This is a genomic window from Limnohabitans sp. 2KL-27 (assembly GCF_001269345.1).
Lineage (GTDB): Bacteria > Pseudomonadota > Gammaproteobacteria > Burkholderiales > Burkholderiaceae_C > Limnohabitans_A.
This window is the reverse complement of record NZ_CXOP01000002.1, coordinates 1,883,132-1,907,404: the sequence shown is the minus strand read 5'-3', so window position 1 is coordinate 1,907,404 and position 24,273 is coordinate 1,883,132. Positions and strand designations below refer to the sequence as shown.

Here is a 24,273-nt window from a genome sequence, read left to right as displayed (position 1 = left end):
TCTCTGTAGAAGCCCAAAAGAAGGTCGCCACATTCTAACGGGCGCTGGTCAGGCTTTTGAGTCTGTTGGTGCGCATCTCCGGTGCACAATCCGGTCATGCTGATCCATCCTCAAATTGACCCCGTCGCCCTGCAGTTGGGCCCCTTGGCCATCCATTGGTATGGCCTGACCTATCTGGCCGCTTTTGGTCTTTTTTTCTGGCTGGGCATGCGGCGTCTGGGTCATTTGCCCTTCAAAAACCTGCCGCAATGGCAACAGCGCGACGTCGAGGACATCCTGTTTTTGGGCGTGCTCGGCGTCATCTTGGGCGGGCGTGTGGGTTACTGCCTGTTTTACAAACCGGCTTATTACCTGTCTAACCCGCTCGAAATCTTCGCCATCTGGCAAGGCGGCATGAGTTTTCATGGCGGTTTGCTGGGGGTGATGTTGGCCATGGTCTGGTTTGCCCGCACCCGCCAGCGGCCGTTTTTGCAGGTCATGGATTTTGTGGCGCCCTGTGTGCCCACGGGGCTGGCCGCCGGTCGGGTGGGCAATTTCCTCAATGGCGAGCTTTGGGGCCGCGTGGCCGATCCTTCGTTGCCTTGGGGCATGGTCTTTCGGGGGGCGGGCGATTTGCCGCGTCACCCCTCGCAGCTTTACCAGATCGCGCTGGAAGGCTTGCTGCTGTTTGTGTTGCTCTGGTTGTTTGCCCGCAAGGACCGACCCACGGGGCAGGTGTCTGGGGCCTTTTTGCTGGGTTATGGCTTTTTCCGTTTCGTAGCCGAATTCTTCCGTGAACCGGATGCACACCTGGGCCTGTTGAGTCTGGGCATGAGCATGGGCCAGTGGCTGTGCGTGCCCATGATGCTGGGGGGAGCGTTGTTGATCGTCTGGCGGCGCAAGACCCAAGGGTGACACCTGGGCTGCCGGGGCATCTGGGACGGCCCAGCATTTTGGCCCGTCTGACCTTATGATGCGAACACCCAAAACGAGGAGACATTTCATGACTGTTCAGTTCAAAGCACAGCAACGCCGCGATTTTTTGAAGGCCATGGCCGCCATGACGGGCGCTTTGCCTGTGTGGTCCCAAGCCCAAAGCGGCTGGCCTTCCAAACCCGTGACCATGGTGGTGCCTTTCCCGGCAGGCGGCGGAACCGACGCTTTCGCCCGGCCCATGTCGGCCCAGTTTGCCAAATTGACCGGTAAGCAACTCATCATTGACAACCGGGGTGGCGCGGGTGGCACGCTGGGTGCAGGCGTTGCCGCCAAATCGACGCCCGATGGGTACAACCTGTTCATGGGCGCCGTGCACCACACGATCGCGCCCAGCATGTACCCCAAGCTGGACTACGACCTTGAGCGCGACCTGACCCCCCTGATTTTGGTGGCCAACGTACCCCAGGTTCTGGTGGTCAATCCCAAAAAAGTCCAAGCGGCCGACTTCAAGGCCTTTTTGGAGATGGTCAAAAAGAACCCTGGACGCCTGAATTACGGCTCCGCCGGGGGCGGCACTTCGCACCATCTGGCCGGCGAGTTGTTCAAGCTGCAGACCCAGACCTTCATCACCCACATCCCCTACCGGGGAGCAGGTCCTGCCCTGCAAGACCTGATTGCCGGCAACGTGGACATGATGTTCGACGGGCTGGGCTCGTCGGCGGCGCACATCAAGGGCGGCCGCATCAAGGCCCTCATGGTCTCGGGGGCCAAGCGCAATGCAGCCTTCCCGGACGTGCCTTGCTCGGCCGAGTTGGGTTTGCCCGACTACACCGTCTCCACTTGGTATGGCGTGTGGGCCCCCAAAGGCACGCCCGCCGATGCCCAGGCGCGCGCGATTGAAGAAATCCGCCGCGCCTGCCAAACCGACGAGGCCAAAGCCGTCTGGGCCAACCAAGGGGCGGAATTTCCCAACCTGACCACGACGCAGTTCGAAGGCTTCATCAAAAAAGAGCTGACCAAGTGGGCTCAGGTGGTCAAAGCTTCTGGGGCCAAGCTCGACTGAGTGCGGCTCGGTATGTTCAATGGGCCTGTGATCGGGCCCATTTTTCATGCTTTTTTCTCTTTGCGATTTTGAAACCATGACCCACGACAACCTGTTTTCGGCCCTGCGGGCTGCTTTTCCTGCCGACATGACCACCACGGCGGTGGAGACCGATGAAGGCCTGCACTACAGCTGGCAAGACTTGGACCGCGCCACAGCCATGGTGGCCAATTTGCTGCAATCACTGGATTTGCCCGAGGGCAGTCGGGTGGCGGTTCAGGTCGAAAAATCGGTCGAAGCCATGGTGCTTTACCTGGCTTGCTTGCGTGCCGGGTGCGTCTTTTTGCCGCTCAACACGGCCTACCAAAGCGCCGAGATCGAGTATTTCATTGGCAACGCTGAGCCAGCCGTGGTGGTTTGCAGTGGCGCTAATTTCGGCTGGGTCAGCAAGATCGCTTTCAAGGCGGGTACCCGTCATGTGTTCACTTTGAACGAGGACCGTACTGGCAGTTTGCTGGAGCGCGCTGCCCACCACAGCGACCAACACCAGGCAGTGCCGCGCCGTGCCGATGACCTGGCCGCCATCTTGTACACCAGCGGCACCACCGGCCGCAGCAAGGGGGCCATGCTCACCCATGGCAACTTGCTGAGCAACGCACTCACGCTCAAGGATTACTGGGGTTGGAAAAAAGGGGATGTGCTCATCCATGCGCTGCCCATCTTCCATGTGCATGGTTTGTTTGTGGCCATCCACGGCGCGCTGATCAATGGCAGCAAGATGATCTGGATGTCCAAGTTCGAGCCAAAGCGTGTCATCGCGCACATGGGCCGTGCCACCGTCTTCATGGGTGTGCCCACCCTGTATGTGCGCATGCTGGCCGAGCCCGCGCTGGACAAGGCAGCCGTGAAAAACATGCGCCTGTTCATCGCAGGCTCAGCGCCCTTGTTGATCGAAACCTTCAGCGACTGGCAAGAACGCACGGGCCACACGATTTTGGAGCGCTACGGCATGAGCGAGACCGCCATGCTGACCTCCAACCCCTATGCCCCTGAACAACGCTATGCCCATCAGAGTGAGCGGCGCGGTGGCACCGTAGGCTTTCCCTTGCCCGGTGTGTCGTTGCGTGTGCGCGGCGACGATGGGCAGGATTTGCCCGTGGGCGAAATTGGGGGCATTCAGGTTCAAGGGCCCAACGTCTTCAAGGGTTACTGGCGCATGCCCGAAAAAACCGCTGAGGAATTCACCGCCGACGGTTTCTTCAAGACCGGTGATGTGGGTCAAGTGGACGAGCGCGGCTATGTGACGATTGTGGGCCGGAGCAAGGACCTGATCATCAGTGGCGGCTACAACGTCTACCCGGCCGAGATCGAGGGCTACATCAATGAGATGAAGGGCGTTGCCGAAAGTGCCGTGGTGGGCGTGCCCCATCCCGACTTTGGTGAAGTGGGCGTGGCGGTGGTGATTGCCAAGCTCGCATCTCAGGTGCAGCCCGAAGCCATATTGGCCGAACTCAAGGCCAAGCTGGCCAACTTCAAGATCCCCAAACGCTGTTTTGTGGTGGCCGAGTTGCCCCGCAACACCATGGGCAAGGTGCAAAAGAACCTGCTGCGCGATCAGTACAAAAACCTGTTTTCGACCTGATCCCGCCGGACTGGCTTGGCTTGATCTTGCTCAGGCTTGTTTGGGCTCACCCCGTTTCCGAAGCCCTGCTGGGATGACCGCCGAGACGATGAAACAAGGCCTCGGCGAACCTGATCGGGCGTCAGCGCAGCACCAGCACCGGGATGTGCGAGTGGGTGAGCACCTGTTGGGTTTCGCTGCCCAGCAACAGGCGTTTGATGCCTTTTCGGCCATGCGACGCCATGACAATCAGGTCGGCCTTGTGCTTTTTGGCTGCCGCAATGATGGCGTCCGAAACCACATCTGATTTGACCGTGATGGCTTTGGTGGTGACGGCTTTGGCCTTGGCGCTCTTTTCAACTGTGGCGAGTTGGACCCGTGCCGCTTCGGTCCATTGCGCCTCCACCCGCCCAATCTCATCGCTGGACAGCGGGATGCTGCCTTCAAAGTAGGCCTGCGGGTAGCGCGGGACCACCTTGATCGCGACCAATTCTGCGCCACAGGTGGCAGCCAAATCGATGGCGCTGGCCACGGCTTTTTTGGACAAGGTGGAGCCGTCGGTGGCCACAAGGATGCGTTTGTACATGGGGTGCTCCTGTCATGAAGGGAAAAACCCAGCTTAAAAGAGCAACAAATGGGGGCGCTTGATGTACATCAAGCTTTTGTCGGGATGGCTGTCGTATCTTCCAAACATGACCCAAGTCAATGTTTTGCCCAGACAGCCAGCGGCCTCACTCGACGAAGGCGCGTTGGCGGCACTGGATTTGACACCCAGCGAGCGCCATACCCCTGAGCCACTGGAACTGCTCGATGCGCCCGAGGAATGGGCGACATTCAGCTTGCCAGAAAAAACCGTGTCGGGCTGCTGGCGCTCCAGCGTTGTCTTCGAAGGCATGCATTGCGCGGCCTGCGCCATCACCCTGGAAGATGCTTTGCGGGCCGTGCCCGGCGTCCAGTCGGTGCAAATCAGCGGTGCCAGCCACCGGGGCCAGATCGTCTGGTCGCCTGAGCTCACGCGCCCCTCTGAATGGATGCGCTCGGTCGAGCGCCATGGCTACAAGGCCTTGCCCGCCAACGACGCCCACGCCCATGCGCGCAGGCGAGAAGAGGCCCGGCGCATGGTCTGGCGTTGGGCAGTGGCGGCCATGTGCATGATGCAAGTCATGATGTACGCCACGCCGACGTACCTCACGCAGCCGGGCGACATCTCGGACGAAGCCATGCATTTGCTGCGCTGGGCGTCTTGGGTGTTGTCTTTGCCGGTGATGTTTTTCTCGTGCACCCCTTTTTTCAGCCAGGCTTGGCGCGACCTGCGCGAGCGCCAGATCAGCATGGATTTGCCCGTGGCCTTGGGCATGGTGGTGACTTTTGTGGTCAGCACGCTGGGCACCTTCGAACCGCAGGGCCCGTTCGGGGCCGAGGTGTTTTTTGACTCGTTCACCATGTTTGTGTTCTTTCTGCTGACGGGCCGCTGGCTGGAGCTGCGCATGCGCGACCGCACGGCCGGGGCGCTGGAGGCGGTGCTCAACCGCTTGCCAGACAGCGTGCGCAAGCGCCAGACCGATGGCTCATGGATGCTCATGTCCATTCGCCGCTTGCAAGTGGGTGATGTGATCGAGGTCTGGCCCGGCGAGGCATTTGCAGGTGATGGCCTGGTGCTGGCTGGCCAGACCCAGGTGGACGAAGCCTTGCTGACGGGGGAGTCGCGTCCCCTGGCGCGGCGTGCGGGTGACCGGGTGATTGCAGGCAGCCACAACCTGAGCGGCACGCTGCAGGTGCAGATCGAGCAAATTGGCGCGGCCACCCGTTATGCACAAATCGTGGCCTTGATGGAAAGCGCCTCGGTCTCCAAGCCTGCCATGGCGCAGCTGGTGGACCGCTGGGCCAAGCCCTTTTTGGTCGCGGTGATGCTGGCCTCGCTGGCTTCGGCCATTTACTGGTGGCCCACCGACCCCGCGCACGCGGTGATGGTGGCGGTCGCCGTGCTGATCGTGACCTGTCCTTGCGCTTTGTCGCTGGCCACGCCTGCGGCCATGCTGGCCACGGCAGGGGCCTTGGCGCGCAGCGGCGTCCTGGTCAGGCGGCTGAGCGCCTTGCAAAATCTGGCGCTGATTGACACAGTGATTTTTGACAAGACTGGCACCCTGACACGGGATGCTTTTGAAGTGGCTCGCATCCACACCCGCGATGGTGTGAGCCAGGCCCAGGCCCTGGACTGGGCAGGCAGTCTCGCGCGGCATTCCTTGCACCCGGTCTCGCGTGCCCTGTGGTCCGAGGCTCGCCGTCGCGCCGAAGCAGCAGGGCGTTTGAATGAATTGGAAGCGCTGGCTGCGCAAGACGTGATGGAGCTGGCAGGGCAGGGTGTGCAAGCCACTTTGACCCGGCCAGCCCAAGCCGCTCAAACCGTGCGTTTGGGCTCGGCCATTTTTTGTGCTGCTCCGGCACGCACCGGGCACCACCTGCAGGTGAGTCTGGCGGACGCGTCCGGCTGGTTGGCCAGCTTTGAGTTGGCCGAGCAAGTGCGCCCCGAGGCCGCGGGTGTGGTGCGTGCCTTGGCGCAAATGGGTTTGAGCCTGAAGGTGTTGTCCGGCGATGGCCCCGCTGCGGTGGCCCAAGTGGCGAAGGCCGTGGGCATGGCGGATGCGCAAGGCGGCTGCAGCCCCCAGAACAAATTGCAAGCCCTTCAGGCTTTGCAGGCCCAGGGGCACAAAGTGGCCATGGTGGGTGACGGTCTGAACGACGGCCCGGTGCTGGCCGGGGCCGATGTGTCTTTTGCGTTGGGACAGGCCGTGCCGCTGGCGCAGTCCAAATCCGATTTTGTGTTGATGGGTGGGCAGCTCGATGTGCTGGTCAGCACGGTGCATCGCAGCCGCCAAACGATGCGCATCGTGCGGCAAAACCTGTGGTGGTCGGCGGCCTACAACGCCACTTGTGTGCCTCTGGCCCTCATGGGTTGGCTGCCCGCCTGGGCCGCTGGCTTGGGTATGGCGCTCAGCTCTTTGCTGGTGGTGCTCAATGCATTGCGCCTATCGCAGGCCTTGCCCGATGCGATGCAGCAGCAGGCGCTGGTCCTTCAACCCGCTTGAGAAAACAACATGGACATTCTTTATTTGCTGATCCCCTTGTCCGTGGCGCTGGTGTTTTTCATCCTGGCCGGCCTGTGGTGGGCCATTGACCGGGGCCAATTTGAAGACATTGAGGCCGAAGGCGAGCGGATTTTGCGCGACGATTGATTTTGATCAAGTCGCCTGGGTGTATACCCGGGCACACTTCAAAAGTAGATTTTTTAAAAACAAGAGGTGAAAATGCAATTTGCCAATATGCAGGCGACGACCTACAACGACAAAGTTGTCAGGCAATTCGCCATCATGACGGTGGTTTGGGGAGTGGTGGGCATGCTGGTGGGCGTGATCATCGCGGCCCAACTGACCTGGCCGGAACTCAATTTCGGCATTTCCTGGCTCAGCTATGGTCGCTTGCGGCCCTTGCACACCAACGCGGTGATTTTTGCGTTTGGTGGTTGCGGCTTGTTTGCCGCCGCCTATTACGTGGTTCAACGCACGTGTAACGTGCGCTTGATCAACGACAAAGTGGCGGCTTTCACCTTTTGGGGTTGGCAGTTGGTCATCGTTTTGGCGGCCATTTCTTTGCCTTTGGGTTTGACCCAAAGCCGCGAATATGCTGAGCTGATTTGGCCCATCGATCTGCTGATCGCCGTGGTCTGGGTGGCGTTTGCTTTTGTGTTCTTTGGCACGGTGGGCATTCGCAAAGTGCGTCACATTTACGTGGCCAACTGGTTTTTTGGTGCTTTCATCATCGCCGTTGCTTTGTTGCACATCGTCAACAACATCCAGTTGCCCACAGGCCTGCTGCACTCGTATTCGGCTTATGCCGGTGTGCAAGACGCCATGGTCCAGTGGTGGTATGGCCACAATGCGGTGGGCTTCTTCCTCACGGCTGGCTTCCTGGGCATGATGTATTACTTCATCCCCAAGCAAGCCGAACGCCCCGTCTATTCATACCGGCTGTCGATCGTGCACTTCTGGGCACTGATCTTCACTTACATGTGGGCCGGTCCTCACCACCTGCACTACACCGCCTTGCCCGACTGGACCCAGTCTGTGGGCATGGTGTTCTCGCTCATCTTGCTGGCTCCCAGCTGGGGCGGCATGATCAACGGCATCATGACCCTCTCGGGTGCTTGGCACAAATTGCGCGACGACCCGATCCTGCGCTTCTTGATCGTGTCCCTGTCTTTCTATGGCATGTCGACCTTCGAAGGCCCGATGATGTCCATCAAGACCGTCAACGCGCTGAGCCACTACACCGACTGGACCGTGGGCCATGTGCACTCGGGTGCTTTGGGCTGGGTGGGGCTGGTGACCATGGGTTCGATGTACTACCTGATTCCCCGTTTGTTTGGCCAAAAGCAGATGTACAGCGTCAAGGCCATTGAAATCCACTTCTGGACCGCCACCATCGGCATTGTGATCTACATCGCGGCGATGTGGATTGCCGGTGTGATGCAGGGCCTGATGTGGCGAGCCATCAACGCGGACGGCACCTTGACATACACCTTTGTGGAGTCTGTCAAAGCCACTTTCCCATTTTATGCCTTGCGTTTGCTGGGTGGTTTGTTGTACCTGGGTGGCATGGTCATCATGCTTTGGAACACTTTCAAGACCGTGACCATGGGCCGGTCGGTAGAAGTGCAGATTCCGACACTCGCACCTGCACACTGAGGAGAAATCAAACATGGCTCAAAACCCAAAATCAGGTGGCTTGTCACACGAGAAAATCGAAACCAACAACTTTTTGATGATCGTTCTGATCTTCATCGTCTTGTTGGTCGGTGGGATGGTCGAAATCGTGCCCCTGTTCTTCCAGAAATCCACCACCGAGCCAGTGCCGGGTCTCAAGCCCTACACGGCACTGCAAGTGGTCGGGCGCGATGTGTATGTGCGCGAAGGCTGCTACAACTGCCACTCGCAGATGATTCGCCCCTTCCGTGCTGAAACCCTGCGTTACGGCTCTTATTCGCTGGCCGGTGAATTCGTTTACGACCGGCCTTTCCAGTGGGGCTCCAAGCGCACGGGTCCTGATCTGGCCCGCGTGGGTGGCCGCTACAGCGATGAATGGCACCGGATTCACTTGACCAATCCCCGTGATTTGGTTCCTGAATCCAACATGCCAGCTTACCCATGGCTGGAAAAGACAGCTGCCGACCACGGCACGGTGGTGGCACGCATGACGGCCTTGCGGACCTTGGGCGCACCTTATGCCGATGAAGAGTTGGCCAAAGCACCCGATGAAGTCAAAGGCAAAACCGAATTGGATGCGGTCATTGCTTACCTCCAAGTGCTTGGCGTTCACCGCAAATAAGGCGCAGACATGGACATCAATACTCTCCGATCTATCGTGACCGTCCTTGCCTTCTTGGCATTCATCGGCATCGTGGTCTGGGCTTGGTCGCGGCGCAACCAAGCCAGCTTTGACGAAGCAGCTCAATTGCCGTTTCGCCAGGACGACTGAGCGGTCCTCCAGAACTCTAAAAAATACTTCAAGGAAACTCCATGAGTGACTTCATCAGCAATTTCTGGCACTTGTACGTGGCCGGCATCACGCTGGTCAGCATCATCGCCTGCTTGCTCTTGCTGTGGTTCAGTGGCAAGGCCAAAGCCATGACCGCTAACGACAACACCACCGGCCACGTCTGGGACGGTGACCTGCGCGAAATGAACAACCCTTTGCCCCGTTGGTGGGTAGGCTTGTTCATCATCACGGTCATTTTTGCCTTCGTTTATCTCGCCATGTACCCCGGTGCAGGCAACTTTGCCGGAAAATTTGGCTGGTCTTCGGCCGGTCAGTACGAGGCTGAAGTGGCCAAAGGCAATGCCGAAGTGGCCCCCCTGTACGCCAAGTTCTCTGGCATGCCGCCCGAAGAGGTGTCCAAGGACCCTCAGGCCTTGGCCATTGGTGATCGTCTGTTCATGAACAACTGTGCCCAGTGCCACGGCTCTGACGCACGCGGCAGCAAGGGCTTCCCTAATTTGGCCGATGCCGATTGGTTGTATGGCGGCACGCCCGACGCGATCAAAACCACTTTGGTGCAAGGCCGCGCAGGCAATATGCCGCCCATGGCTGCCGCGGTCGGCACGCCCGATGACGTGCGCAACGTGGCGCACTACGTGTTGAGTCTGTCGGGCAGTCCGCACGACTCTTTGCGCGCACAACTGGGTAAATCCAAGTTCGGTGCCTGCGCTGCCTGCCACGGCATGGACGGCAAGGGCAACCATGCCATGGGGGCCCCTAACTTGACCGACGACATCTGGTTGCACGGCTGGGGTGAGAACGCCATTGTGAACATCATCAACAACGGCAAGGTCAATCAGATGCCCGCACAGGCCGCCAAGCTGACCGAGGGCCAAATCCATGTCTTGGCTTCCTATGTCTGGGGCTTGTCCAACAATGCTGTGGTCAGTGCTGCCGTCAGTCCTACCAAATGATGTAAACCCTCTGCAGCAGGCAGGTCCTGTTGCAGAAACTGAAGCAAGGTCTGTGTTTTGTCCTCTTCCGAAGATCGTCCCACTCGCAGTGTGATTCCGATCAACCCCGTGCCCGTTGAGGGCGATGGGGAAATGGTGTCGCTGTACCAAGCGCAGCAAAAAATCTACCCCCGAAGCGTTCAGGGCGTGTTTGCCAAATGGCGTTGGCTCATGGTGGTGATCACGCAATTGGTGTTCTACGGTTTGCCTTGGCTGGAGTGGGGGCAGCGCCAAGCGGTGCTGTTCGACTTAGGCGCTCGCAGGTTCTACATCTTCGGCCTCGTGCTCTATCCGCAGGACTTCATTTACTTGACGGCTTTGTTGGTCATCTCGGCGCTGTCGCTTTTTTTATTCACCGCTGTGGCGGGGCGCTTGTGGTGCGGTTTTGCCTGCCCGCAAACGGTTTACACCGAAATTTTCATCTGGATCGAACGCCAGTTCGAGGGCGACCGATCGGCCCGCATGCGCCTGGATGATGCACCTATGAGCCTGAACAAGATCTGGCGCAAAACTGGCAAGCAACTGGCTTGGATCGTGTTGTCGCTTTGGACGGGTTTCAGCTTCGTTGGCTACTTCACACCGATCCGAGAATTGACGGCGTCGATCCTTTCCCTGGGCTTTGGCCCTTGGGAAATTTTCTGGATTCTGTTTTACAGCTTTGCCACCTATGGGAACGCGGGCTTCATGCGCGAACAGGTGTGCAAATACATGTGCCCTTATGCGCGCTTTCAAAGCGCTATGTTCGACAAGGACACCTTGATCGTCACCTACGACGAGGCACGTGGCGAGCCTCGGGGTGCACGATCCAAAAAAGCCGACCCCCAAGCCTTGGGGCTGGGCGCTTGTGTGGACTGCACCTTGTGCGTGCAGGTCTGTCCCACAGGCATTGACATCCGCAAAGGCTTGCAGTACGAGTGCATTGGCTGCGGCGCTTGCGTGGACGTGTGCGACAACGTGATGGACAAGGTCGGTTACGAGCGCGGCCTGATCAAGTTTTCGACACAAAATGCCATGGACAAGGGCTGGAGCAGGGCGCAAACTCTGCGCCGCATTTTCCGACCGCGTGTCTTGGTTTACACCGCTGTGCTGTGGGCCATCATCATCGGTGTGGGGCTGTCCTTGTGGAGCCGCGATCCATTCAAGGTGGACATCGTGCGAGACCGCGCCACCATGGCCCGCATCGTGGCGGGAGGAAAAATTGAAAACGTCTACCGCTTGCAAATCATGAACGCGGCTGAGCAGAACTTGAGTTTCCAGTTGCAAGTCGATGGCCTGCCGGGTCTGAGCCTGGCCACTGAGCCGCTGGTTGACGTGGGTGCCACCGAGTCGCGTTGGGTGTCCGTGCGTTTGCAAGTGCCCTATGACTCAGCGCCTGCGGGTTCGCACCCGATCCATTTCCGCATCGAGTCCCGCTCGTCCGATGGCCAATCGGTCGGTCAGCTGAGCGAAAAAACCGTTTTTTTGGTCCCTCGCTGAGCGACCCCCATTTTTGAAAGATAGCCATGAACAATGTCAGCAGTGTCCAACAAGAGGGGCAACCCTGGTGGCGTTTTGGCTTGGTGTGGATGGTCATCGCAGGCCCTGCCGTGGTGGTGGTGGCTGGGTTCATCACGCTCTACATTGCCGTAGCCAACCCGGACCCGGTGCTCAATGTGACACCGCGCACGGCCATGCAAGAGCGCCAGGGCATCACCCACGTCCCCGCCATGCAGGGGCGCAACCATGCGGCCACGGGCGAGTTGCCCGCTGCGCTGCAAGCACCTGCTGCTGAGCCCACCAAACCCTGACCACCTAGGTAAACGCTATGCTCGCTCAACGCTGGATGTGGATCGTTTGGCCTGCCTTTTTGGTCGCGGGCCTTTTGGAAATGCTGGTGTTCGCTTTTGTCGATCCGCAAGACCTGAACTGGTTCGGCCAAGACCTGGACCTGTCCAGACAGGCGGTTTACACGCTGGCCTTTTTTGCTTTTTGGGCCTTGGCCGTCTTGTCCAGCGCATTGACGCTGCTGTTGGGCATGACTTCGACTGAGGTCAACCGCTGAAAGTACTGAACAGCGCTTTCAGCGCTGACGCCCAAAGTTCAGTGGCAATGTGCTGTGTTGTTGACCAGTCGCTGCAGGCCTTCGGTGTCCAGAATACGCACATGGCGCTGCTTGACTTCCACAGTGCCGTCTTCCACGAACTTTGAGAAAGTTCGGCTGACGGTTTCGAGCTTGAGGCCCAGGTAGCTGCCGATTTCTTCACGCGTCATGCGCAACACCAGTTCGGACTGTGAGAAACCGCGGGCGTGCAAACGTTGCACCAGATTCAACAAAAAAGCGGCCAATCGCTCTTCGGCGCGCATGCTGCCCAGCAGCAACATCACGCCGTGCTCGCGCACGATCTCGCGGCTCATGATTTTGTGAACATGGCTTTGCAGTGCGGTCACTTCACGCGAAATTTCTTCGATCCGGTCAAAGGGCATGACACACACTTCCGCATCTTCCAGCGCCACCGCATCGCAGCTGTGTTGGTCGTTCACGATGCCGTCCAGGCCAATGATCTCGCCCGCCATCTGAAAGCCCGTGACTTGGTCTCGCCCGTCTTCGGTGGCCAGACAGGTCTTGAAGAAGCCAGTCCGAATGGCGTAAAGGGATGTAAATTTTTCACCGTTGGTGAACAGGGTGTCGCCCCGCTTGATTCTGCGGCGCACGGCCACCAGATCGTCGAGGCGGTTGAGGTCGTGGTCGCTCAGGCCCATGGGCATGCACAACTCACGCAAGTTGCAATTGGAGCAGGCGACTTTGATGGCTTGGGGATTCATGGTTTATCTCTTGGTTGAGCAATGGATTTGCCTTGGATCAAGACTTGAGCTTATACCGAATCAAGCGCTGAATTTGAGGGTGTACCCTGTCCAAGTCAGAAATCCCCGAAAACCGGTAAAGGGTTTGACCTGAGTCAACACATGGGCAGATGCAAGCAGGCAAAGTGCGGCCTTGTTCTGAACACATTCGAATCAAGGGGCAGACACATGTCCGTCATCACACCTCAATTGTTGACACGCTTTGACGTGCCTGGCCCGCGTTACACCTCCTACCCGACAGCCGATCGCTTTGTCGAAGCCTTTGGCGAGGCCGATTACGTGCAGGCCCTGAAACAGCGCCAATCGGGCATGGTGGGCAAACAGTCGCCACTGTCGCTCTACGTGCACATTCCGTTTTGCGAATCGCTGTGCTACTACTGCGCCTGCAACAAAATCATCACCAAACACAAAGAGCGGGCTGCGGATTATTTGAAATACCTCAGCAAAGAGGTGGCGCTGCACACCCGGCACCTGGGGCGAGGGCAGTCGGTCAGCCAGCTGCACCTGGGCGGTGGCACGCCCACCTTCATGAGCGACGACGAGTTGCAGCAACTCATGGCCTTGTTGCGTGAGCACTTTGAATTCGTCCCAGGCGGTGAATACTCTGTCGAGGTGGACCCGCGCACCGTGGACGAGAACCGGCTGGCCGTGTTGGCCGAGCTGGGTTTCAATCGCCTGAGTTTTGGCGTGCAGGACTTTGACCCTGCGGTGCAAAAAGCCGTGCACCGCATCCAGCCTGCAGACCAGGTGTTTGCTTTGGTCGAGGCTTCTCGCCGATTGGGTTTTGAGTCGGTCAACGTCGACCTGATTTATGGCCTGCCTCTGCAAACGCCCGAATCTTTTGACCGTACGCTGGCGCAGGTGAAAAGTCTGCGTCCTGACCGCATCGCGCTGTATGCCTACGCGCACTTGCCTGAGCGATTCAAGCCGCAGCGCCGTATTCACGCCGAAGAGCTGCCAGCAGGTGCAGCCAAGGTGGCCATGCTCTCGCGCTCGCTCGACGCCCTGACCGAAGCGGGCTATGTCTACATCGGCATGGACCACTTCGCCTTGCCGGGTGATGCCCTGGCCGTGGCCAAACGCCAAGGGCGTTTGCACCGCAATTTCCAAGGCTACAGCACGCAGGCCGATTGCGACCTGATTGCGCTGGGCGTGTCCTCGATCGGCCGCATCGGCGCGACCTACAGCCAAAACGCCAAGACCCTGGAAGAGTATGCCGACTTGCTCGACCAAGGCCATTTTCCGGTGGTGCGGGGCCTGGCACTCACGCGCGACGACCTGATCCGCCGCTCGGTCATCATGGCGCTCATGTGCCAGGGGCATTTGCAATACGAGTCCATCAACCTGGCCTGGCTGGTCGACTTCAAGACCTTGTTTGCCAAAGAGTTGACCCAACTCGAAGCGATGCAGGCGCAAGGTCTGGTGCATCTGAGTGAGAGCGGCATTCAGGTCACCGCCATGGGTTGGTTCTTTGTGCGCGGCGTGGCCATGGTGTTCGACCGCTATGTACAGGACGACCGCAACCATTCGCGGTTTTCCAAAATCATCTGATAGACCCGTGCATCCGTGGCTGTCTTCATCGCCGACAATAGACGCCTCGACATTGAAGCGAAAACGCCATGCAAAGTTCTTTGGCCATCACGGCCTTGATGATGGGGGTGCTGGGTGGCCCGCACTGCGTGGCCATGTGCGGTGCAGCCTGCGCGGGTCTGGGGCAGGCTGCGGGTGAACGGCGTTCGCAGGCCTTGTTGGCGTTTCAGCTGGGCCGATTGGGTGGCTACGCGCTCTTGGGTGCGCTGGCCGCGGCCAGCGTGCAAGGCTTGGGCTGGCTGACGACACAGTCGGCCGCCATTCGTCCGGTCTGGACCTTGCTGCACCTGGCGGCTCTGGTGTTGGGCTTGCTGCTCATGCTGCAGGCACGTCAACCTGTCTGGCTCGATGGGGCAGCTCGTCGCTTGTGGGCGCGCATTCGGGCTTTCAACGCCAGTTGGGGGAGGGCTGCGCCCTGGATGGTGGGTGGGCTGTGGGCATTCATGCCTTGTGGCTTGTTGTATTCCGCCTTGATGGTGGCCGCCTTGACCAGCCAGCCCTTGGAGGGTGCTGCCACCATGGCTTTGTTTGCGATGGGCAGCAGCATCAGCCTATGGGCCGGGCCATGGCTTTTTTTGCGCATGCAGTCGCTGGGCGACGGCGCCTGGGGCATGCGGGTCGCGGGCTTGGCACTGGCGAGCGTCTCAGCCTGGGCCTTGTGGATGGGCCTGGTGCATGACCAGGCGCCATGGTGCATGACACCCTGAGACCAAGACAACTCATTAGACCGTCAGAGCTGACCGGTGGGGACTCCAAATGGGCCCATCGATCAGGCGGCCAGACCTTTGTAGAGCATGTAAGCAGCCAGCAGATAGAGCACACTGGCAAACACGCGCTTGAGCTGTTTGACCGGCAGTTTGTGCGCGGTGGCTGCCCCAATGGGGGCCATCAGCACGCTGCAAGTCGCGATCACCACCAAAGCGGGCAACCACAAGTAGCCAAAGCTGTAGGTCGGCAAATCTTGCACATTCTGGCCGCTCACGATGTAACCGGCCACGTTGGCCAGAGCGATGGGAAAACCCAAGGCCGCACTGGTGGCCACGGCGTTGTGGATGGCCACGTTGCACCAAGCCATGAAAGGCACACTGATGAAGCCGCCGCCAGCGCCCACCAGGCCCGACAGCAAGCCGATCAGTCCACCTGCGCCCAGCAAGCCCTGAAAACCGGGCACCTGACGCGAAGGCGCAGGTTTTTTGTCCAGAAACATTTGCGTGGCCGAAAACCCCACAAAGGCCGCGAAGAACAAGGCCAGGTAAGTGCCTTTGGCAAAGGCAAAAATGCCGAGGCTGCCGATCAAGCTGCCGATGACAATGCCCGGTGCCAGTCCCTTGACCAAATCCCAGCGCACGGCTTTTTTCTTGTGGTGGGCACGCACGCTGGAGACGCTGGTGAAAATGATGGTGGCCATGGATGTGGCAATCGCCATTTTGACCGCCAGGTCGGGGCTGACGCCTCGTGCGCCCAGCATGTAGGTCAAGAAAGGCACCATGATCATGCCACCACCAATGCCCAAGAGGCCCGCCAAAAAGCCAGTGCACAGGCCCAAAACGGCCAATTCGGCCAACAGCAGAGGTTCGATGATCATGGGGGGAATGGGGACATAAAAAAGAAGGTGTCTGCAAGTGCCACCGGACCGGCATCCTGAACCGGGGTTCAGGTGGGCGAGGGCAGACTGGCGTTGGGTTCATCTGACGCGAGATGATCACGCTCACCAGCCAATGTACCAAGCCCGGGCTCTAAGAGCATTGGTTCAAGGAAATATAAAGCCCGGCGTGCACTGCAGACCTGCACATTGTAGGTCTTTCAAAAGACCCGGCACAGACCCACCTCTGCGTCAGATCAATTGGCCGTCTTGCTCCAGCACATGGTCCAAACGTTTGAGCAACTGAGACAAGCGCTCTTGTGATGACTCAGGGATATCGACAGCAGTTGTGGGGACCGCAGGGGCCTGAGCAGGGTTGGGGTCTTGATCAAAAGCCAGATTCAGTGCCGCCAAAACAGCAATGCGGTCGCGCGCCTTGATTTTGCCGGCATCGCGGATCTTGCACATGGCCTCGTCCACTTTGCGCACAGCGGCCAACAAGCGATCCTCTCCACCCTCAGGGCAGCCAAGGATGTAGCTTTGCCCCATGATCTGGACATCCAATTGTTTGTTGCTCATGCTGAAGCCTCAGGAGATGCGGGTGCGTTGGAAGCGGGCAAACGCTCGATGAGGGCATCGACGCGAGCTCTGGCGGCTGCCAGTCGGGACTTGAGTTGGTCACGTTCGAGTGTCAGCACCTGAACTTGCTGGGCCAGCAATGCATTGGTGCGTTGAAGCTCCTCGTGGCGCAGCAACAGATGATCCACACGCTCAGCAATTTGATCAATGGTGTTGGAATGGGCCATGGCAATCAAAGGGAAATAAGTGTCGCATTGTAGATCGTGGGGCTATTTTGTAGGCTGGACGACAGCTTGAGGCATAAAATGAAACCTGTTGGTGCTCGCGATGCCGGTTCACGGCGCGCAGTTCAACGGGAAGCAGGAGGGAAAAGCCATCTCGGCCCACCTAACCTGCGCTGCCCCCGCAACGGTAAGCAGACGGGTTTTCAGTCAAACGGAAACCCAGCTTTCATCTCAAACCACTGGCCGCCCTGAAACAGGCAGCTGGGAAGGTGATGAAGGTCGCATCTGTCAGCCCGGATACCGGCCAACAAGGTGACCTGTCGCAAGACAGGTTGTAAAGCCCATGCACTGTCGGGGAAGGCGGTGAGGGCGTTTGACTTGTTGGTTTTTCATGTTCACACCATTGTCCTCATTGGCCGTCGCTTTGTCGTTTCTGCTTGCCAGCCAAGCGGCTATCGCTCAGTCCATGCCCACGCAAGATGCCAATATCGGCCCTTCGTCAAGCTTACCTTCAATCACGGTTTATGCCTCTCGCTTTGAAGAGAAATTGACCGATGCGTTGCCACACATCAGTATCGTGACCGCCGCTGACATTCTAAAAAGTGGCGCCAGCAATTTTTCTGAAGTGCTGTCCAGGGTTGCGGGTCTACCTGTCAGGCTCAACCTCGACGGAAGTTCCAATGCGGTCATCGATATGAAGGGATTCGGCGAAACGGCATCCAACAACATCGTGGTGTTACTCGATGGCGTCCGTCTGTCAGAAAATGATCAAAGCATGGCCCGAACTTCGATGATTCCTCTCGAAGCAATTGACCACATTGAAATCACGAAGACCGGCAACAGTGTTTTGTACGGCGATGGCGCCAACACGGGCACCATCAACATCGTGACACGCAAGAACATGGGCCGTTTGACGGTGATCACTGGGGGCCTGGCCAGTTATGCCGGTTACCAGTCGGGTCTCTACCACTCACAGCCTCTCGAAAACAGCGAGTTAAGCCTTTTTGCGCGTCAGTACGCCAGTGATAATTTCCGGAAAAATTCAAAAGGAACTGAATTTTCTGCTGGGACCAATTGGGTCAAGAAAATCGATGCGCAAACCGATATCGGTGCGAGATTCTTTGCCAGCCGAGAGAGAAATAATTTGCCGGGCGCATTGCCATTGATTTTGCTCCAAAGCAGTCCCCGCGAAACCCAGGTGCCGGACTACGACTGGGATGCCAATGTTGACGCCCGTTCGCTCACTTTGTTTGGGAAATGGACCCTTCAAAATGTTCAGTTCGCCATAGATCTGAACAAGCGATCTAGAAAAAACAGCGATGCCTACAGTTATGACGCCTATGACGTTTTCTCTGGCTACCACTACGATGACTGGCGCCAGTCCTATGGAAACACCAGCAGTCAAGCGGATACACACTCCGCTAGCCCACGGGTCAAAATCAACCATTTTTTGGTGACCAACAATGTGCTTCAAATGGGCTTTGACTGGCTCAAAACCAGTAAAAATGGCCAAGCTTTCCTGACATTTGGTTGCAGCAGCCAGTCACTCACGTCCTTGTGTGGCAACGCGGGGGCTGATGCGGGTGGAAATACTTACCAGATAGACCATCGGTCCAAGGGCTTGTATTTCAGGAATATTTTGGATGTCACGGTCAACGACAAAATGGTTTTGGGATACAGAAGAGAAAGTTACTCTCAATCTCGGACCGTCGATTACGGTTTCGGCCCAAGCACATTGAATGCCGATGGGACAACGCATGCCAGTGAGTTCGAGTACACCAAGAATTTCCAGCCCAACTTGACAGGCTATTTGAGGGTGGGGCGAAATTTCCGTGTGGCCAATGCGGATGACAACAGCAATGTGCTTTATGCGCCCGATCCCATTCCTTTGAAGGTTCAGACCTCAAGCGACATCGACATCGGCCTGAATTACCAATCAGGTGCAGTCACCACAATGGCCAATTTCTTCCGAAGCGACGTGAAGAATGAGATTGGGTACGACCCTTCGGGATGCGGATACCCTTGCAACGTCAACTACGACCCCACCCGCAGGGAGGGCGTGAATTTCAGCCAGAAATGGGCCTTCTCGAAAGCCATCTCACTGAGGACCCATCTCCAGTACATCCATGCCCGATTTGTCGAGGGCACTTATGCGGGGAAAAAGATGCCCGGTGTCTCCGCTCTATCGGGTAACCTGTCTTTGGACTACCAGCTGGGTGTGAAGGACCAACTGACATTCACCACACGTTGGGCCCAAAGTCGGTACATGTCGGGTGATTTTGAAAACAGTCAGGCCAAAGTGCCCGCTTATGCTGTGGTCGATGTGTCCTATTTCTACAGAGAAAAAAACTGGTCTTTGGTGGCCGCGATCATCAACCTGACCGACAAGAAATACAGCGACACCGGTATCTACAAATCGAGTTACACCTCCCCATTCAACCTGACCGTGTACCCCAACCCGGGTCGCAGCTTCAGGTTGACAGGGCGTTATGCTTTTTGATGCCCGTGGACAATTTCCCTCACCACTCATGAACTCCGGTCACCCAATGGGCCCCCAACGCATCGTTTGTCTCACCGAAGAGACCACGGAGTGGCTCTATTTGTTGGGGCAGAAGGCGCGCATCGTGGGCATCTCGGGTTACACGGTGCGTCCGCGCCGGGCTCGGGAAGAAAAGCCCAAAGTCAGTGCTTTTTTAACCGCCAAGATCGACAAGATCCTGGCCCTCAAGCCTGACTGCGTGTTCGGGTTTTCAGACTTGCAGGCCGACATCGCCTCTTTGCTCATCAAAGCAGGCGTTCAGGTCACGGTGTTCAACCAGCGCAGTGTGAACGAGATTTTTTCGGTGCTTTACCAAGTGGCCGCGATGGTGGGCGAGGCAGAGCAGGGTATGGCCCATTTGTCGCGCATGCGCGCTGAGCTGGACGCCATCACCCAAAAGGCGGCTGGTTTCAAGCGCCGGCCTCGGGTGTATTTTGAGGAATGGGACGAACCCCACATGAGTACCATCCGCTGGGTCTCTGAGTTGATGGGCATTGCGGGAGGGGACGACATATTTCCTGAGTTGGCACTGCAATCCATGGGGCGCGACCGGATCATCCCCAGCGGCCAAACCATCGTCGAGCGCGCGCCCGACATCATCATCGGCTCGTTGTGCGGCAAGAAGTTTCGCCCGGAAAAAGTCGCGGCCAGGCCCGGTTGGCAAGACGTGCCTGCTGTGCGCACTGGGCAGATTTTTGAAATCAAATCGGCCGACATTTTGCAGCCCGGACCTGCCGCGCTCACGGACGGCGTGGCGCAGATGCACCGCATCTTCAGCCAGTGGGATGCGCTGCATGGCTGAGCTATTGAGAGCCTGGGCACAATCCATGGCCCTGATTGGGGCCTTATGGGTGTCCGCGCAGCTTGCTCAAGCCGCTGTGACCGTGTTCGACGACCGCCAGCAAAAAGTGGAGATCGCACAGCCTCCACAGCGCATCGTGAGTCTGCTGCCGTCCCTGACCGAAACCGTGTGTGCTCTGAAGCAATGTCACCGACTCGTGGGGCTGGACCGATATTCCAATTGGCCCGAGTCGGTCAAAGCTGTGCCGCGTGTGGGCGGTGGGCTGGACCCGAACATCGAGAGCATCGTCGCGCTCAAGCCCGACCTGGTGCTGGCTGCGGGCTCTACCCGAGGCGCGGACCGCTTGCAGGCCTTGGGATTGAACGTGCTGCGCCTGGAGCCTCGCAACCACGCCGATGCGCAGCGCGTTTGGCGCACGGTGGCGCAAGCGCTGCATGTGTCTGCCGCAGACAGTGACCGAGCTTGGCAAGGCATTCAGGCGGGCGTGCAGGCCGCGGTGCAATCGCTCAGCCCAGCCGCGCGGCAACAGCGGGTTTATTTTGAGGTGAGCCCCGCACCCTATGGCGCAAGCGAGTCGTCCTTCATGGGCGAGACGCTCACGCGAATGGGCGTGGCCAACATCTTGCCTGCCGCCTTGGGGCCCTTTCCACAGGTCAACCCCGAGTGGGTGGTGCAAGCCCAGCCCCACGTGATCATGGCGGGCGACAGCAGCCGCGCCAGCATGTTGCAGCGCCCGGGCTGGAGCCGCTTGCGGGCCATGCAAGGGCAGCGCCTGTGCGTGTTCAAGCAGGATGAGTCGGACATGTTGATGCGAGCAGGCCCACGCATGGCCGAGGGCGCTCAGTTGATGGCCGACTGTCTGAACCGCGCAGCGGCCCAAGCCGACATTGGAGTGCAGCGGTGAACACCCAGAGCCATGCATCGCGCTGGGCGCTGCTGCTCTTGGCCGTGGGTCTGTCCTTGGTCATGCTCGGCACTGCCGCAGGCAGTCAGGGCTGGCAGGCCTGGTGGACGGCAGGGGCCGATCCGGTGTCGCGCCAGATCGTCTGGGACATCCGTTTGCCGCGCAGTCTAGGCGCTTGGCTCGGCGGGGCTTTGTTGGGGCTGGCCGGCGCGGTGGCGCAGGGGCTGTTTCGCAACCCGCTGGCCGATCCGTATTTGCTGGGCAGTGCTTCGGGCGCGTCGCTTGGCGTTGGCGTGTATTTGAGTTTGTGGGGTGGCAGTGCCTGGGCCATGAACACTTGGCTGGGCTTGGGCCTGACAGGTGCGGCTTTTGTGGGCGCGGTGTTGGCGGTGCTACTCACATTGCTGCTGGCGCGTGGTGTAGAGCAAACCCAGCGCCTGTTGTTGGCAGGGATTGTGGTGGGCGTGGTTTTGGGGGCGGTCACGTCTTTGATCTCGCTGCTGCAGCCGCAGGTGTTGCAGGCCATGCAGGGCTTCATGCTGGGCTCGACCGCTTTTGTCAGCTGGAGCGCTTGCGCCACGATGGCGGCTATTCTGGCCCTGTGCGTGGCGCTGGCCTGGGTGTTTGCCCGCGTGCTCGACGCATTGAGTTTGGGCGAAGCCACCGCGCAAAGTCTGGGCGTGCCGCTGCCACTGGCCCGCATGGTACTGGTGGGCGTGGTTTCATTGGCCACAGGGGCGGCGGTGGCGCACATCGGTCTGATCGCTTTTGTCGGCTTGGCCGCACCGCATTTGGTGCGCTCGCTTGTGCGCTGCACACACGGCTGGCGCTTGCTTTTGTCGGCCTTGATGGGCGGGGCTTTGCTGGTGCTGGCCGATGTGATGGCCCGCGTACTGTTGGCGCCGCAAGAGCTGCCTGTGGGGGTGCTGACGGCGGTGCTGGGCGGAGGCTATTTGCTCTGGCGCGTGTACCGCGACGCCGACATGGGAGCGCGCTCATGAGCGCCGCGCTGCAAACCCGTCAACTGAGCGCCGAGTTGGGTGGCCGCCTGGTCCTGCAAGACATTGACCTACAGATCGCGGCGGGCCGCTGGACCTGCGTGGTCGGACCCAATGGTGCAGGCAAATCGAGCTTGCTCAAGGCGCTGGCGGGATTGTTGCCGCACAACGGGCAAGTGCTCTGGCAGGGCCAGCCGCTGGCATCGCTCACCCGACAGCAAAGGGCCTTGCAACTGTCCTGGCTGGGGCAGGGCGAAGCCAGCACGCTCGACTTGAGTGTGTGGGACGTGGCTATGCTGGGCCGCATGCCACACCAAAGCTGGCTGGCTGCGCCATCGGCGCAAGACGCGAAGATGGTGGAAGCTGCACTCAAAGCCACACAGGCCTGGGACTGGCGCGAGCGCATGCTGGGCGAATTGTCAGGCGGCGAGCGCCAACGCGTGCTGCTGGCCCGCGCCATGGCGAGCAACGCGCCCACCATGCTGATGGACGAGCCCTTGGCCAATCTGGACCCGCCGCACCAAGTGGATTGGTTGGAGCAGGTCCACTGCCTCTTGGCGCAGGGCACCACGGTGGTCAGCGTGCTGCACGAAATCGGCATGGCGCTGCATGCCGACGACATCGTGGTCATGCGCGAAGGTCAGGTGGTGCACCACGGTGCAGGCTGCGATGCGGCCACGCACGCCGCCATCGAGGCGGTATTTGACCAACGAATCCGCATCCACGAACTCGATGGGCAGTGGGTAGTGCTGCCCCGCTTGGCTTGATGCCTGCTGCGGGCATGGCCATGGCTAGAATCTCAGCCATGGAACTCAAAATCGTCGTTTACTCCAAGTCCGCCTGCCCGCAGTGCGAATCCGCCAAGATGGTGCTCAAGTCCAAGTCATTGGCCTTTGAAGAAATCAAAATCGACGGCGAAGCCGAACGCATGGCCTTTTACGAAAAATGTGGCCCGTCGGTGCGCCAAATGCCCCAAATCTTCATCAACGACCAGCGCGTGGGTGGTTTGGCGGGTTTGCAAGCCGCCTTGGTTCAATTGGCCCGCTGAAACATTTTTGTGGCTGTGTCCACGTTCAAGGAATCGCCATGAGCCTGATCATGAAACAAGCCATCACCGGGCCAGCGGTCTGGAAGGGTGCCGACATGGTCGGGAACACTACTTGGGTACATGTTTTGAGCCCTGAAGTGTTGGCGACCCTTGACGCGGCGCTGGCCCATGTCAAGGCCAAAGGGCTGACGTTTCCGAATTTTGGTCGCGAAGACTTCCCGATCGGGGACTGGGTGCAGGTCCTGAAAAGCCACAGCGACGAGTTGGAAAACGGTCGGGGCTTTTTGGTGCTGCGGGGCTTGCCTGTTGAGCGCTACAGCGAAGAAGACATTCACATCATTTATTACGGCATTGGCCTGCACATGGGCGTGCCCGTTCGCCAGAACCCCAAGGGCGACCTGCTGGGCCTGGTCATGAATGTGGGCGATGTGTCGAAGAAAACCACCCGCGTCTACGAAACCAACCTGTACCTGCCATACCACTCCGACCCATCAGACGTCGTGGGCCTGTTGTGTATCCGCAAAGCCAAACAAGGTGGATTGAGTTCTTTGGTGAGTGTGGCGGCCATCTACAACGAGATCCTGCACAAGCACCCCGAGTACCTGGGCCTGTACTACCGAACTTGGTATTTTTCGCACCTGTGCGAAGACCTGCCCAGCCTGTCGCCCATCTTCAGCCACCACGAGGGCAAGCTCAGTTGCCGCTACCTGCGCCAGTACATCGAGTTGGGGCATGAAATCCGCAACTTGCCTTTGTCGAAAGTTGAAATCGAGGCGCTTGATCTGTTCGATGAGATCATGCACCGCGAAGATTTCCGTCTGAGCATGATGCTCGAGCCCGGTGACTTGCAGTTTGCCAACAATTACGCCGTGCTGCACTCGCGCAATGGGTTTGAAGACCACGGCGTGCACGAACTCAACCGCAAGATGCTGCGCTTGTGGGTCAAGATGCCCAATGCGCGGACTTTGGCGCCCGAGTTTCCGGGGCGCAACGGTTTCCCGGCACCTGCGGCCATCGCCTGAACGCCCATGCCAATCGGCGTT

General features: G+C 59.0%; 26 protein-coding genes and 1 riboswitch. Of the genes, 21 read left to right on the top strand and 5 right to left on the bottom strand.

Translation table 11 applies throughout. The features are described 5' to 3' along the window. Window positions 1-96 precede the first annotated feature (96 nt). The 3 genes from lgt to LHAB_RS11925 all read left to right on the top strand — a co-directional run bounded on the left by lgt (window position 97) and on the right by LHAB_RS11925 (window position 3,599). Entirely contained in the window at window positions 97-894 is a 798-nt protein-coding gene (gene lgt, locus LHAB_RS11935) for a prolipoprotein diacylglyceryl transferase (protein WP_090047936.1), read from the top strand. Between the two features lie 88 nt (window positions 895-982). Beyond that, window positions 983-1,978, top strand: a complete 996-nt coding sequence (locus LHAB_RS11930) for a Bug family tripartite tricarboxylate transporter substrate binding protein (protein WP_090046624.1) — start codon at window positions 983-985, stop codon at window positions 1,976-1,978. Window positions 1,979-2,054: 76 nt separating this feature from the next. Beyond that, a complete protein-coding gene (locus tag LHAB_RS11925) occupies window positions 2,055-3,599 on the top strand; it encodes a malonate--CoA ligase (protein ID WP_090046621.1) in 1,545 nt (514 codons plus the stop codon). A gap of 121 nt (window positions 3,600-3,720) precedes the next feature. Here LHAB_RS11925 and LHAB_RS11920 read toward each other — a convergent pair whose 3' ends face one another. Then, window positions 3,721-4,164, bottom strand: a complete 444-nt coding sequence (locus tag LHAB_RS11920) for a universal stress protein (protein WP_090046619.1) — start codon at window positions 4,162-4,164, stop codon at window positions 3,721-3,723. Window positions 4,165-4,270: 106 nt separating this feature from the next. On the opposite strand from LHAB_RS11920, the gene LHAB_RS11915 reads away from it, so the two are divergent. The 9 genes from LHAB_RS11915 (at window position 4,271) to LHAB_RS11875 (ending at window position 12,164) form a co-directional block, all read left to right on the top strand. Next, a complete protein-coding gene (locus LHAB_RS11915; protein ID WP_194943171.1) occupies window positions 4,271-6,664 on the top strand; it encodes a heavy metal translocating P-type ATPase in 2,394 nt (797 codons plus the stop codon). Between the two features lie 9 nt (window positions 6,665-6,673). Beyond that, window positions 6,674-6,811, top strand: coding sequence for a cbb3-type cytochrome oxidase assembly protein CcoS (ccoS, locus tag LHAB_RS11910; RefSeq protein ID WP_090046617.1), 138 nt, complete (start codon window positions 6,674-6,676; stop codon window positions 6,809-6,811). A gap of 72 nt (window positions 6,812-6,883) precedes the next feature. Continuing rightward, on the top strand, window positions 6,884-8,320 hold the full coding sequence (ccoN, locus tag LHAB_RS11905; protein WP_090046615.1) for a cytochrome-c oxidase, cbb3-type subunit I: 1,437 nt from the start codon (window positions 6,884-6,886) through the stop codon (window positions 8,318-8,320). A 13-nt stretch (window positions 8,321-8,333) separates the two neighbouring features. Next, window positions 8,334-8,960 (top strand): cytochrome-c oxidase, cbb3-type subunit II, encoded by a 627-nt coding sequence (ccoO, locus tag LHAB_RS11900; protein ID WP_090046613.1) that lies wholly within the window; start codon window positions 8,334-8,336, stop codon window positions 8,958-8,960. Between the two features lie 9 nt (window positions 8,961-8,969). Continuing rightward, entirely contained in the window at window positions 8,970-9,110 is a 141-nt protein-coding gene (locus tag LHAB_RS11895; protein ID WP_090046611.1) for a cbb3-type cytochrome oxidase subunit 3, read from the top strand. A gap of 41 nt (window positions 9,111-9,151) precedes the next feature. Then, a complete protein-coding gene (ccoP, locus tag LHAB_RS11890) occupies window positions 9,152-10,084 on the top strand; it encodes a cytochrome-c oxidase, cbb3-type subunit III (protein ID WP_090046609.1) in 933 nt (310 codons plus the stop codon). Between the two features lie 132 nt (window positions 10,085-10,216). After that, the gene (gene ccoG, locus LHAB_RS11885; RefSeq protein ID WP_090047932.1) at window positions 10,217-11,599 is read left to right on the top strand and encodes a cytochrome c oxidase accessory protein CcoG; all 1,383 of its coding nucleotides are present in this window, start codon (window positions 10,217-10,219) and stop codon (window positions 11,597-11,599) included. Between the two features lie 26 nt (window positions 11,600-11,625). Continuing rightward, a complete protein-coding gene (locus LHAB_RS11880; protein ID WP_090046607.1) occupies window positions 11,626-11,910 on the top strand; it encodes a nitrogen fixation protein FixH in 285 nt (94 codons plus the stop codon). 17 nt (window positions 11,911-11,927) lie between these two features. Further along, window positions 11,928-12,164, top strand: a complete 237-nt coding sequence (locus LHAB_RS11875) for a hypothetical protein (protein WP_090046605.1) — start codon at window positions 11,928-11,930, stop codon at window positions 12,162-12,164. Between the two features lie 38 nt (window positions 12,165-12,202). Here the strand turns inward: LHAB_RS11875 and fnr are convergent, their stop codons facing one another. Further along, window positions 12,203-12,925, bottom strand: a complete 723-nt coding sequence (fnr, locus tag LHAB_RS11870) for a fumarate/nitrate reduction transcriptional regulator Fnr (protein WP_090046603.1) — start codon at window positions 12,923-12,925, stop codon at window positions 12,203-12,205. Between the two features lie 207 nt (window positions 12,926-13,132). On the opposite strand from fnr, the gene hemN reads away from it, so the two are divergent. Together hemN and LHAB_RS11860 are read left to right on the top strand one after the other, a co-directional pair. Further along, complete coding sequence (gene hemN / locus LHAB_RS11865) at window positions 13,133-14,515, top strand: oxygen-independent coproporphyrinogen III oxidase (protein ID WP_090046601.1); 1,383 nt, start codon at window positions 13,133-13,135, stop codon at window positions 14,513-14,515. A 68-nt stretch (window positions 14,516-14,583) separates the two neighbouring features. Continuing rightward, complete coding sequence (locus LHAB_RS11860; RefSeq protein ID WP_090046599.1) at window positions 14,584-15,261, top strand: sulfite exporter TauE/SafE family protein; 678 nt, start codon at window positions 14,584-14,586, stop codon at window positions 15,259-15,261. A 62-nt stretch (window positions 15,262-15,323) separates the two neighbouring features. Here LHAB_RS11860 and LHAB_RS11855 read toward each other — a convergent pair whose 3' ends face one another. From LHAB_RS11855 to LHAB_RS11845, 3 genes are all read right to left on the bottom strand, one after another. Then, window positions 15,324-16,139: a sulfite exporter TauE/SafE family protein gene (locus LHAB_RS11855; protein WP_090046597.1), complete on the bottom strand. Its 816-nt coding sequence runs from the start codon at window positions 16,137-16,139 to the stop codon at window positions 15,324-15,326. A gap of 249 nt (window positions 16,140-16,388) precedes the next feature. Next, window positions 16,389-16,715, bottom strand: a complete 327-nt coding sequence (locus LHAB_RS11850; RefSeq protein ID WP_090046595.1) for a cell division protein ZapA — start codon at window positions 16,713-16,715, stop codon at window positions 16,389-16,391. Further along, the gene (locus LHAB_RS11845; protein ID WP_090046593.1) at window positions 16,712-16,942 is read right to left on the bottom strand and encodes a DUF904 domain-containing protein; all 231 of its coding nucleotides are present in this window, start codon (window positions 16,940-16,942) and stop codon (window positions 16,712-16,714) included. The genes LHAB_RS11850 and LHAB_RS11845 overlap by 4 nt, the downstream gene beginning before the upstream one ends. 72 nt (window positions 16,943-17,014) lie before the next feature. Next, a riboswitch (cobalamin riboswitch) is annotated at window positions 17,015-17,263 on the top strand. A gap of 67 nt (window positions 17,264-17,330) precedes the next feature. Here LHAB_RS11845 and LHAB_RS11840 point away from each other — a divergent pair. From LHAB_RS11840 to LHAB_RS11810, 7 genes are read left to right on the top strand one after another with little or no spacing between them, the layout of a single operon-like run. Then, entirely contained in the window at window positions 17,331-19,439 is a 2,109-nt protein-coding gene (locus LHAB_RS11840; protein ID WP_090046592.1) for a TonB-dependent receptor, read from the top strand. A 28-nt stretch (window positions 19,440-19,467) separates the two neighbouring features. After that, window positions 19,468-20,280 carry an ABC transporter substrate-binding protein gene (locus LHAB_RS11835; RefSeq protein ID WP_090046590.1) on the top strand — a complete coding sequence of 271 codons (813 nt, stop codon included), beginning with the start codon at window positions 19,468-19,470 and terminating at the stop codon, window positions 20,278-20,280. A gap of 25 nt (window positions 20,281-20,305) precedes the next feature. Then, window positions 20,306-21,184, top strand: a complete 879-nt coding sequence (locus LHAB_RS11830) for an ABC transporter substrate-binding protein (protein WP_228763420.1) — start codon at window positions 20,306-20,308, stop codon at window positions 21,182-21,184. After that, a complete protein-coding gene (locus LHAB_RS11825; protein WP_090046588.1) occupies window positions 21,181-22,185 on the top strand; it encodes a FecCD family ABC transporter permease in 1,005 nt (334 codons plus the stop codon). Before LHAB_RS11830 ends, LHAB_RS11825 begins: the two co-directional genes overlap by 4 nt. Then, a complete protein-coding gene (locus LHAB_RS11820; protein WP_090046586.1) occupies window positions 22,182-22,949 on the top strand; it encodes an ABC transporter ATP-binding protein in 768 nt (255 codons plus the stop codon). Before LHAB_RS11825 ends, LHAB_RS11820 begins: the two co-directional genes overlap by 4 nt. A 38-nt stretch (window positions 22,950-22,987) precedes the next feature. Then, window positions 22,988-23,230 carry a glutaredoxin family protein gene (locus LHAB_RS11815; protein WP_090046584.1) on the top strand — a complete coding sequence of 81 codons (243 nt, stop codon included), beginning with the start codon at window positions 22,988-22,990 and terminating at the stop codon, window positions 23,228-23,230. 38 nt (window positions 23,231-23,268) lie between these two features. Further along, on the top strand, window positions 23,269-24,252 hold the full coding sequence (locus tag LHAB_RS11810) for a TauD/TfdA family dioxygenase (RefSeq protein ID WP_090046581.1): 984 nt from the start codon (window positions 23,269-23,271) through the stop codon (window positions 24,250-24,252). Window positions 24,253-24,273: the final 21 nt, after the last annotated feature.

Coding starts and splice junctions, on each gene's coding strand:
- ccoO (WP_090046613.1), top strand. CDS start 8,334: ATGGCTCAAAACCCAAAATCAGGTGGCTTGTCACACGAGAAAATCGAA.
- LHAB_RS11920 (WP_090046619.1), bottom strand. CDS start 4,164: ATGTACAAACGCATCCTTGTGGCCACCGACGGCTCCACCTTGTCCAAA.
- LHAB_RS11925 (WP_090046621.1), top strand. CDS start 2,055: ATGACCCACGACAACCTGTTTTCGGCCCTGCGGGCTGCTTTTCCTGCC.
- LHAB_RS11875 (WP_090046605.1), top strand. CDS start 11,928: ATGCTCGCTCAACGCTGGATGTGGATCGTTTGGCCTGCCTTTTTGGTC.
- LHAB_RS11810 (WP_090046581.1), top strand. CDS start 23,269: ATGAGCCTGATCATGAAACAAGCCATCACCGGGCCAGCGGTCTGGAAG.
- ccoP (WP_090046609.1), top strand. CDS start 9,152: ATGAGTGACTTCATCAGCAATTTCTGGCACTTGTACGTGGCCGGCATC.
- LHAB_RS11895 (WP_090046611.1), top strand. CDS start 8,970: ATGGACATCAATACTCTCCGATCTATCGTGACCGTCCTTGCCTTCTTG.
- LHAB_RS11915 (WP_194943171.1), top strand. CDS start 4,271: ATGACCCAAGTCAATGTTTTGCCCAGACAGCCAGCGGCCTCACTCGAC.
- LHAB_RS11815 (WP_090046584.1), top strand. CDS start 22,988: ATGGAACTCAAAATCGTCGTTTACTCCAAGTCCGCCTGCCCGCAGTGC.
- LHAB_RS11845 (WP_090046593.1), bottom strand. CDS start 16,942: ATGGCCCATTCCAACACCATTGATCAAATTGCTGAGCGTGTGGATCAT.
- LHAB_RS11880 (WP_090046607.1), top strand. CDS start 11,626: ATGAACAATGTCAGCAGTGTCCAACAAGAGGGGCAACCCTGGTGGCGT.
- fnr (WP_090046603.1), bottom strand. CDS start 12,925: ATGAATCCCCAAGCCATCAAAGTCGCCTGCTCCAATTGCAACTTGCGT.
- LHAB_RS11840 (WP_090046592.1), top strand. CDS start 17,331: ATGTTCACACCATTGTCCTCATTGGCCGTCGCTTTGTCGTTTCTGCTT.
- LHAB_RS11930 (WP_090046624.1), top strand. CDS start 983: ATGACTGTTCAGTTCAAAGCACAGCAACGCCGCGATTTTTTGAAGGCC.
- lgt (WP_090047936.1), top strand. CDS start 97: ATGCTGATCCATCCTCAAATTGACCCCGTCGCCCTGCAGTTGGGCCCC.
- LHAB_RS11820 (WP_090046586.1), top strand. CDS start 22,182: ATGAGCGCCGCGCTGCAAACCCGTCAACTGAGCGCCGAGTTGGGTGGC.
- hemN (WP_090046601.1), top strand. CDS start 13,133: ATGTCCGTCATCACACCTCAATTGTTGACACGCTTTGACGTGCCTGGC.
- ccoG (WP_090047932.1), top strand. CDS start 10,217: ATGGTGTCGCTGTACCAAGCGCAGCAAAAAATCTACCCCCGAAGCGTT.
- ccoN (WP_090046615.1), top strand. CDS start 6,884: ATGCAATTTGCCAATATGCAGGCGACGACCTACAACGACAAAGTTGTC.
- LHAB_RS11835 (WP_090046590.1), top strand. CDS start 19,468: ATGAACTCCGGTCACCCAATGGGCCCCCAACGCATCGTTTGTCTCACC.
- ccoS (WP_090046617.1), top strand. CDS start 6,674: ATGGACATTCTTTATTTGCTGATCCCCTTGTCCGTGGCGCTGGTGTTT.
- LHAB_RS11850 (WP_090046595.1), bottom strand. CDS start 16,715: ATGAGCAACAAACAATTGGATGTCCAGATCATGGGGCAAAGCTACATC.
- LHAB_RS11830 (WP_228763420.1), top strand. CDS start 20,306: ATGGCCCTGATTGGGGCCTTATGGGTGTCCGCGCAGCTTGCTCAAGCC.
- LHAB_RS11855 (WP_090046597.1), bottom strand. CDS start 16,139: ATGATCATCGAACCTCTGCTGTTGGCCGAATTGGCCGTTTTGGGCCTG.
- LHAB_RS11860 (WP_090046599.1), top strand. CDS start 14,584: ATGCAAAGTTCTTTGGCCATCACGGCCTTGATGATGGGGGTGCTGGGT.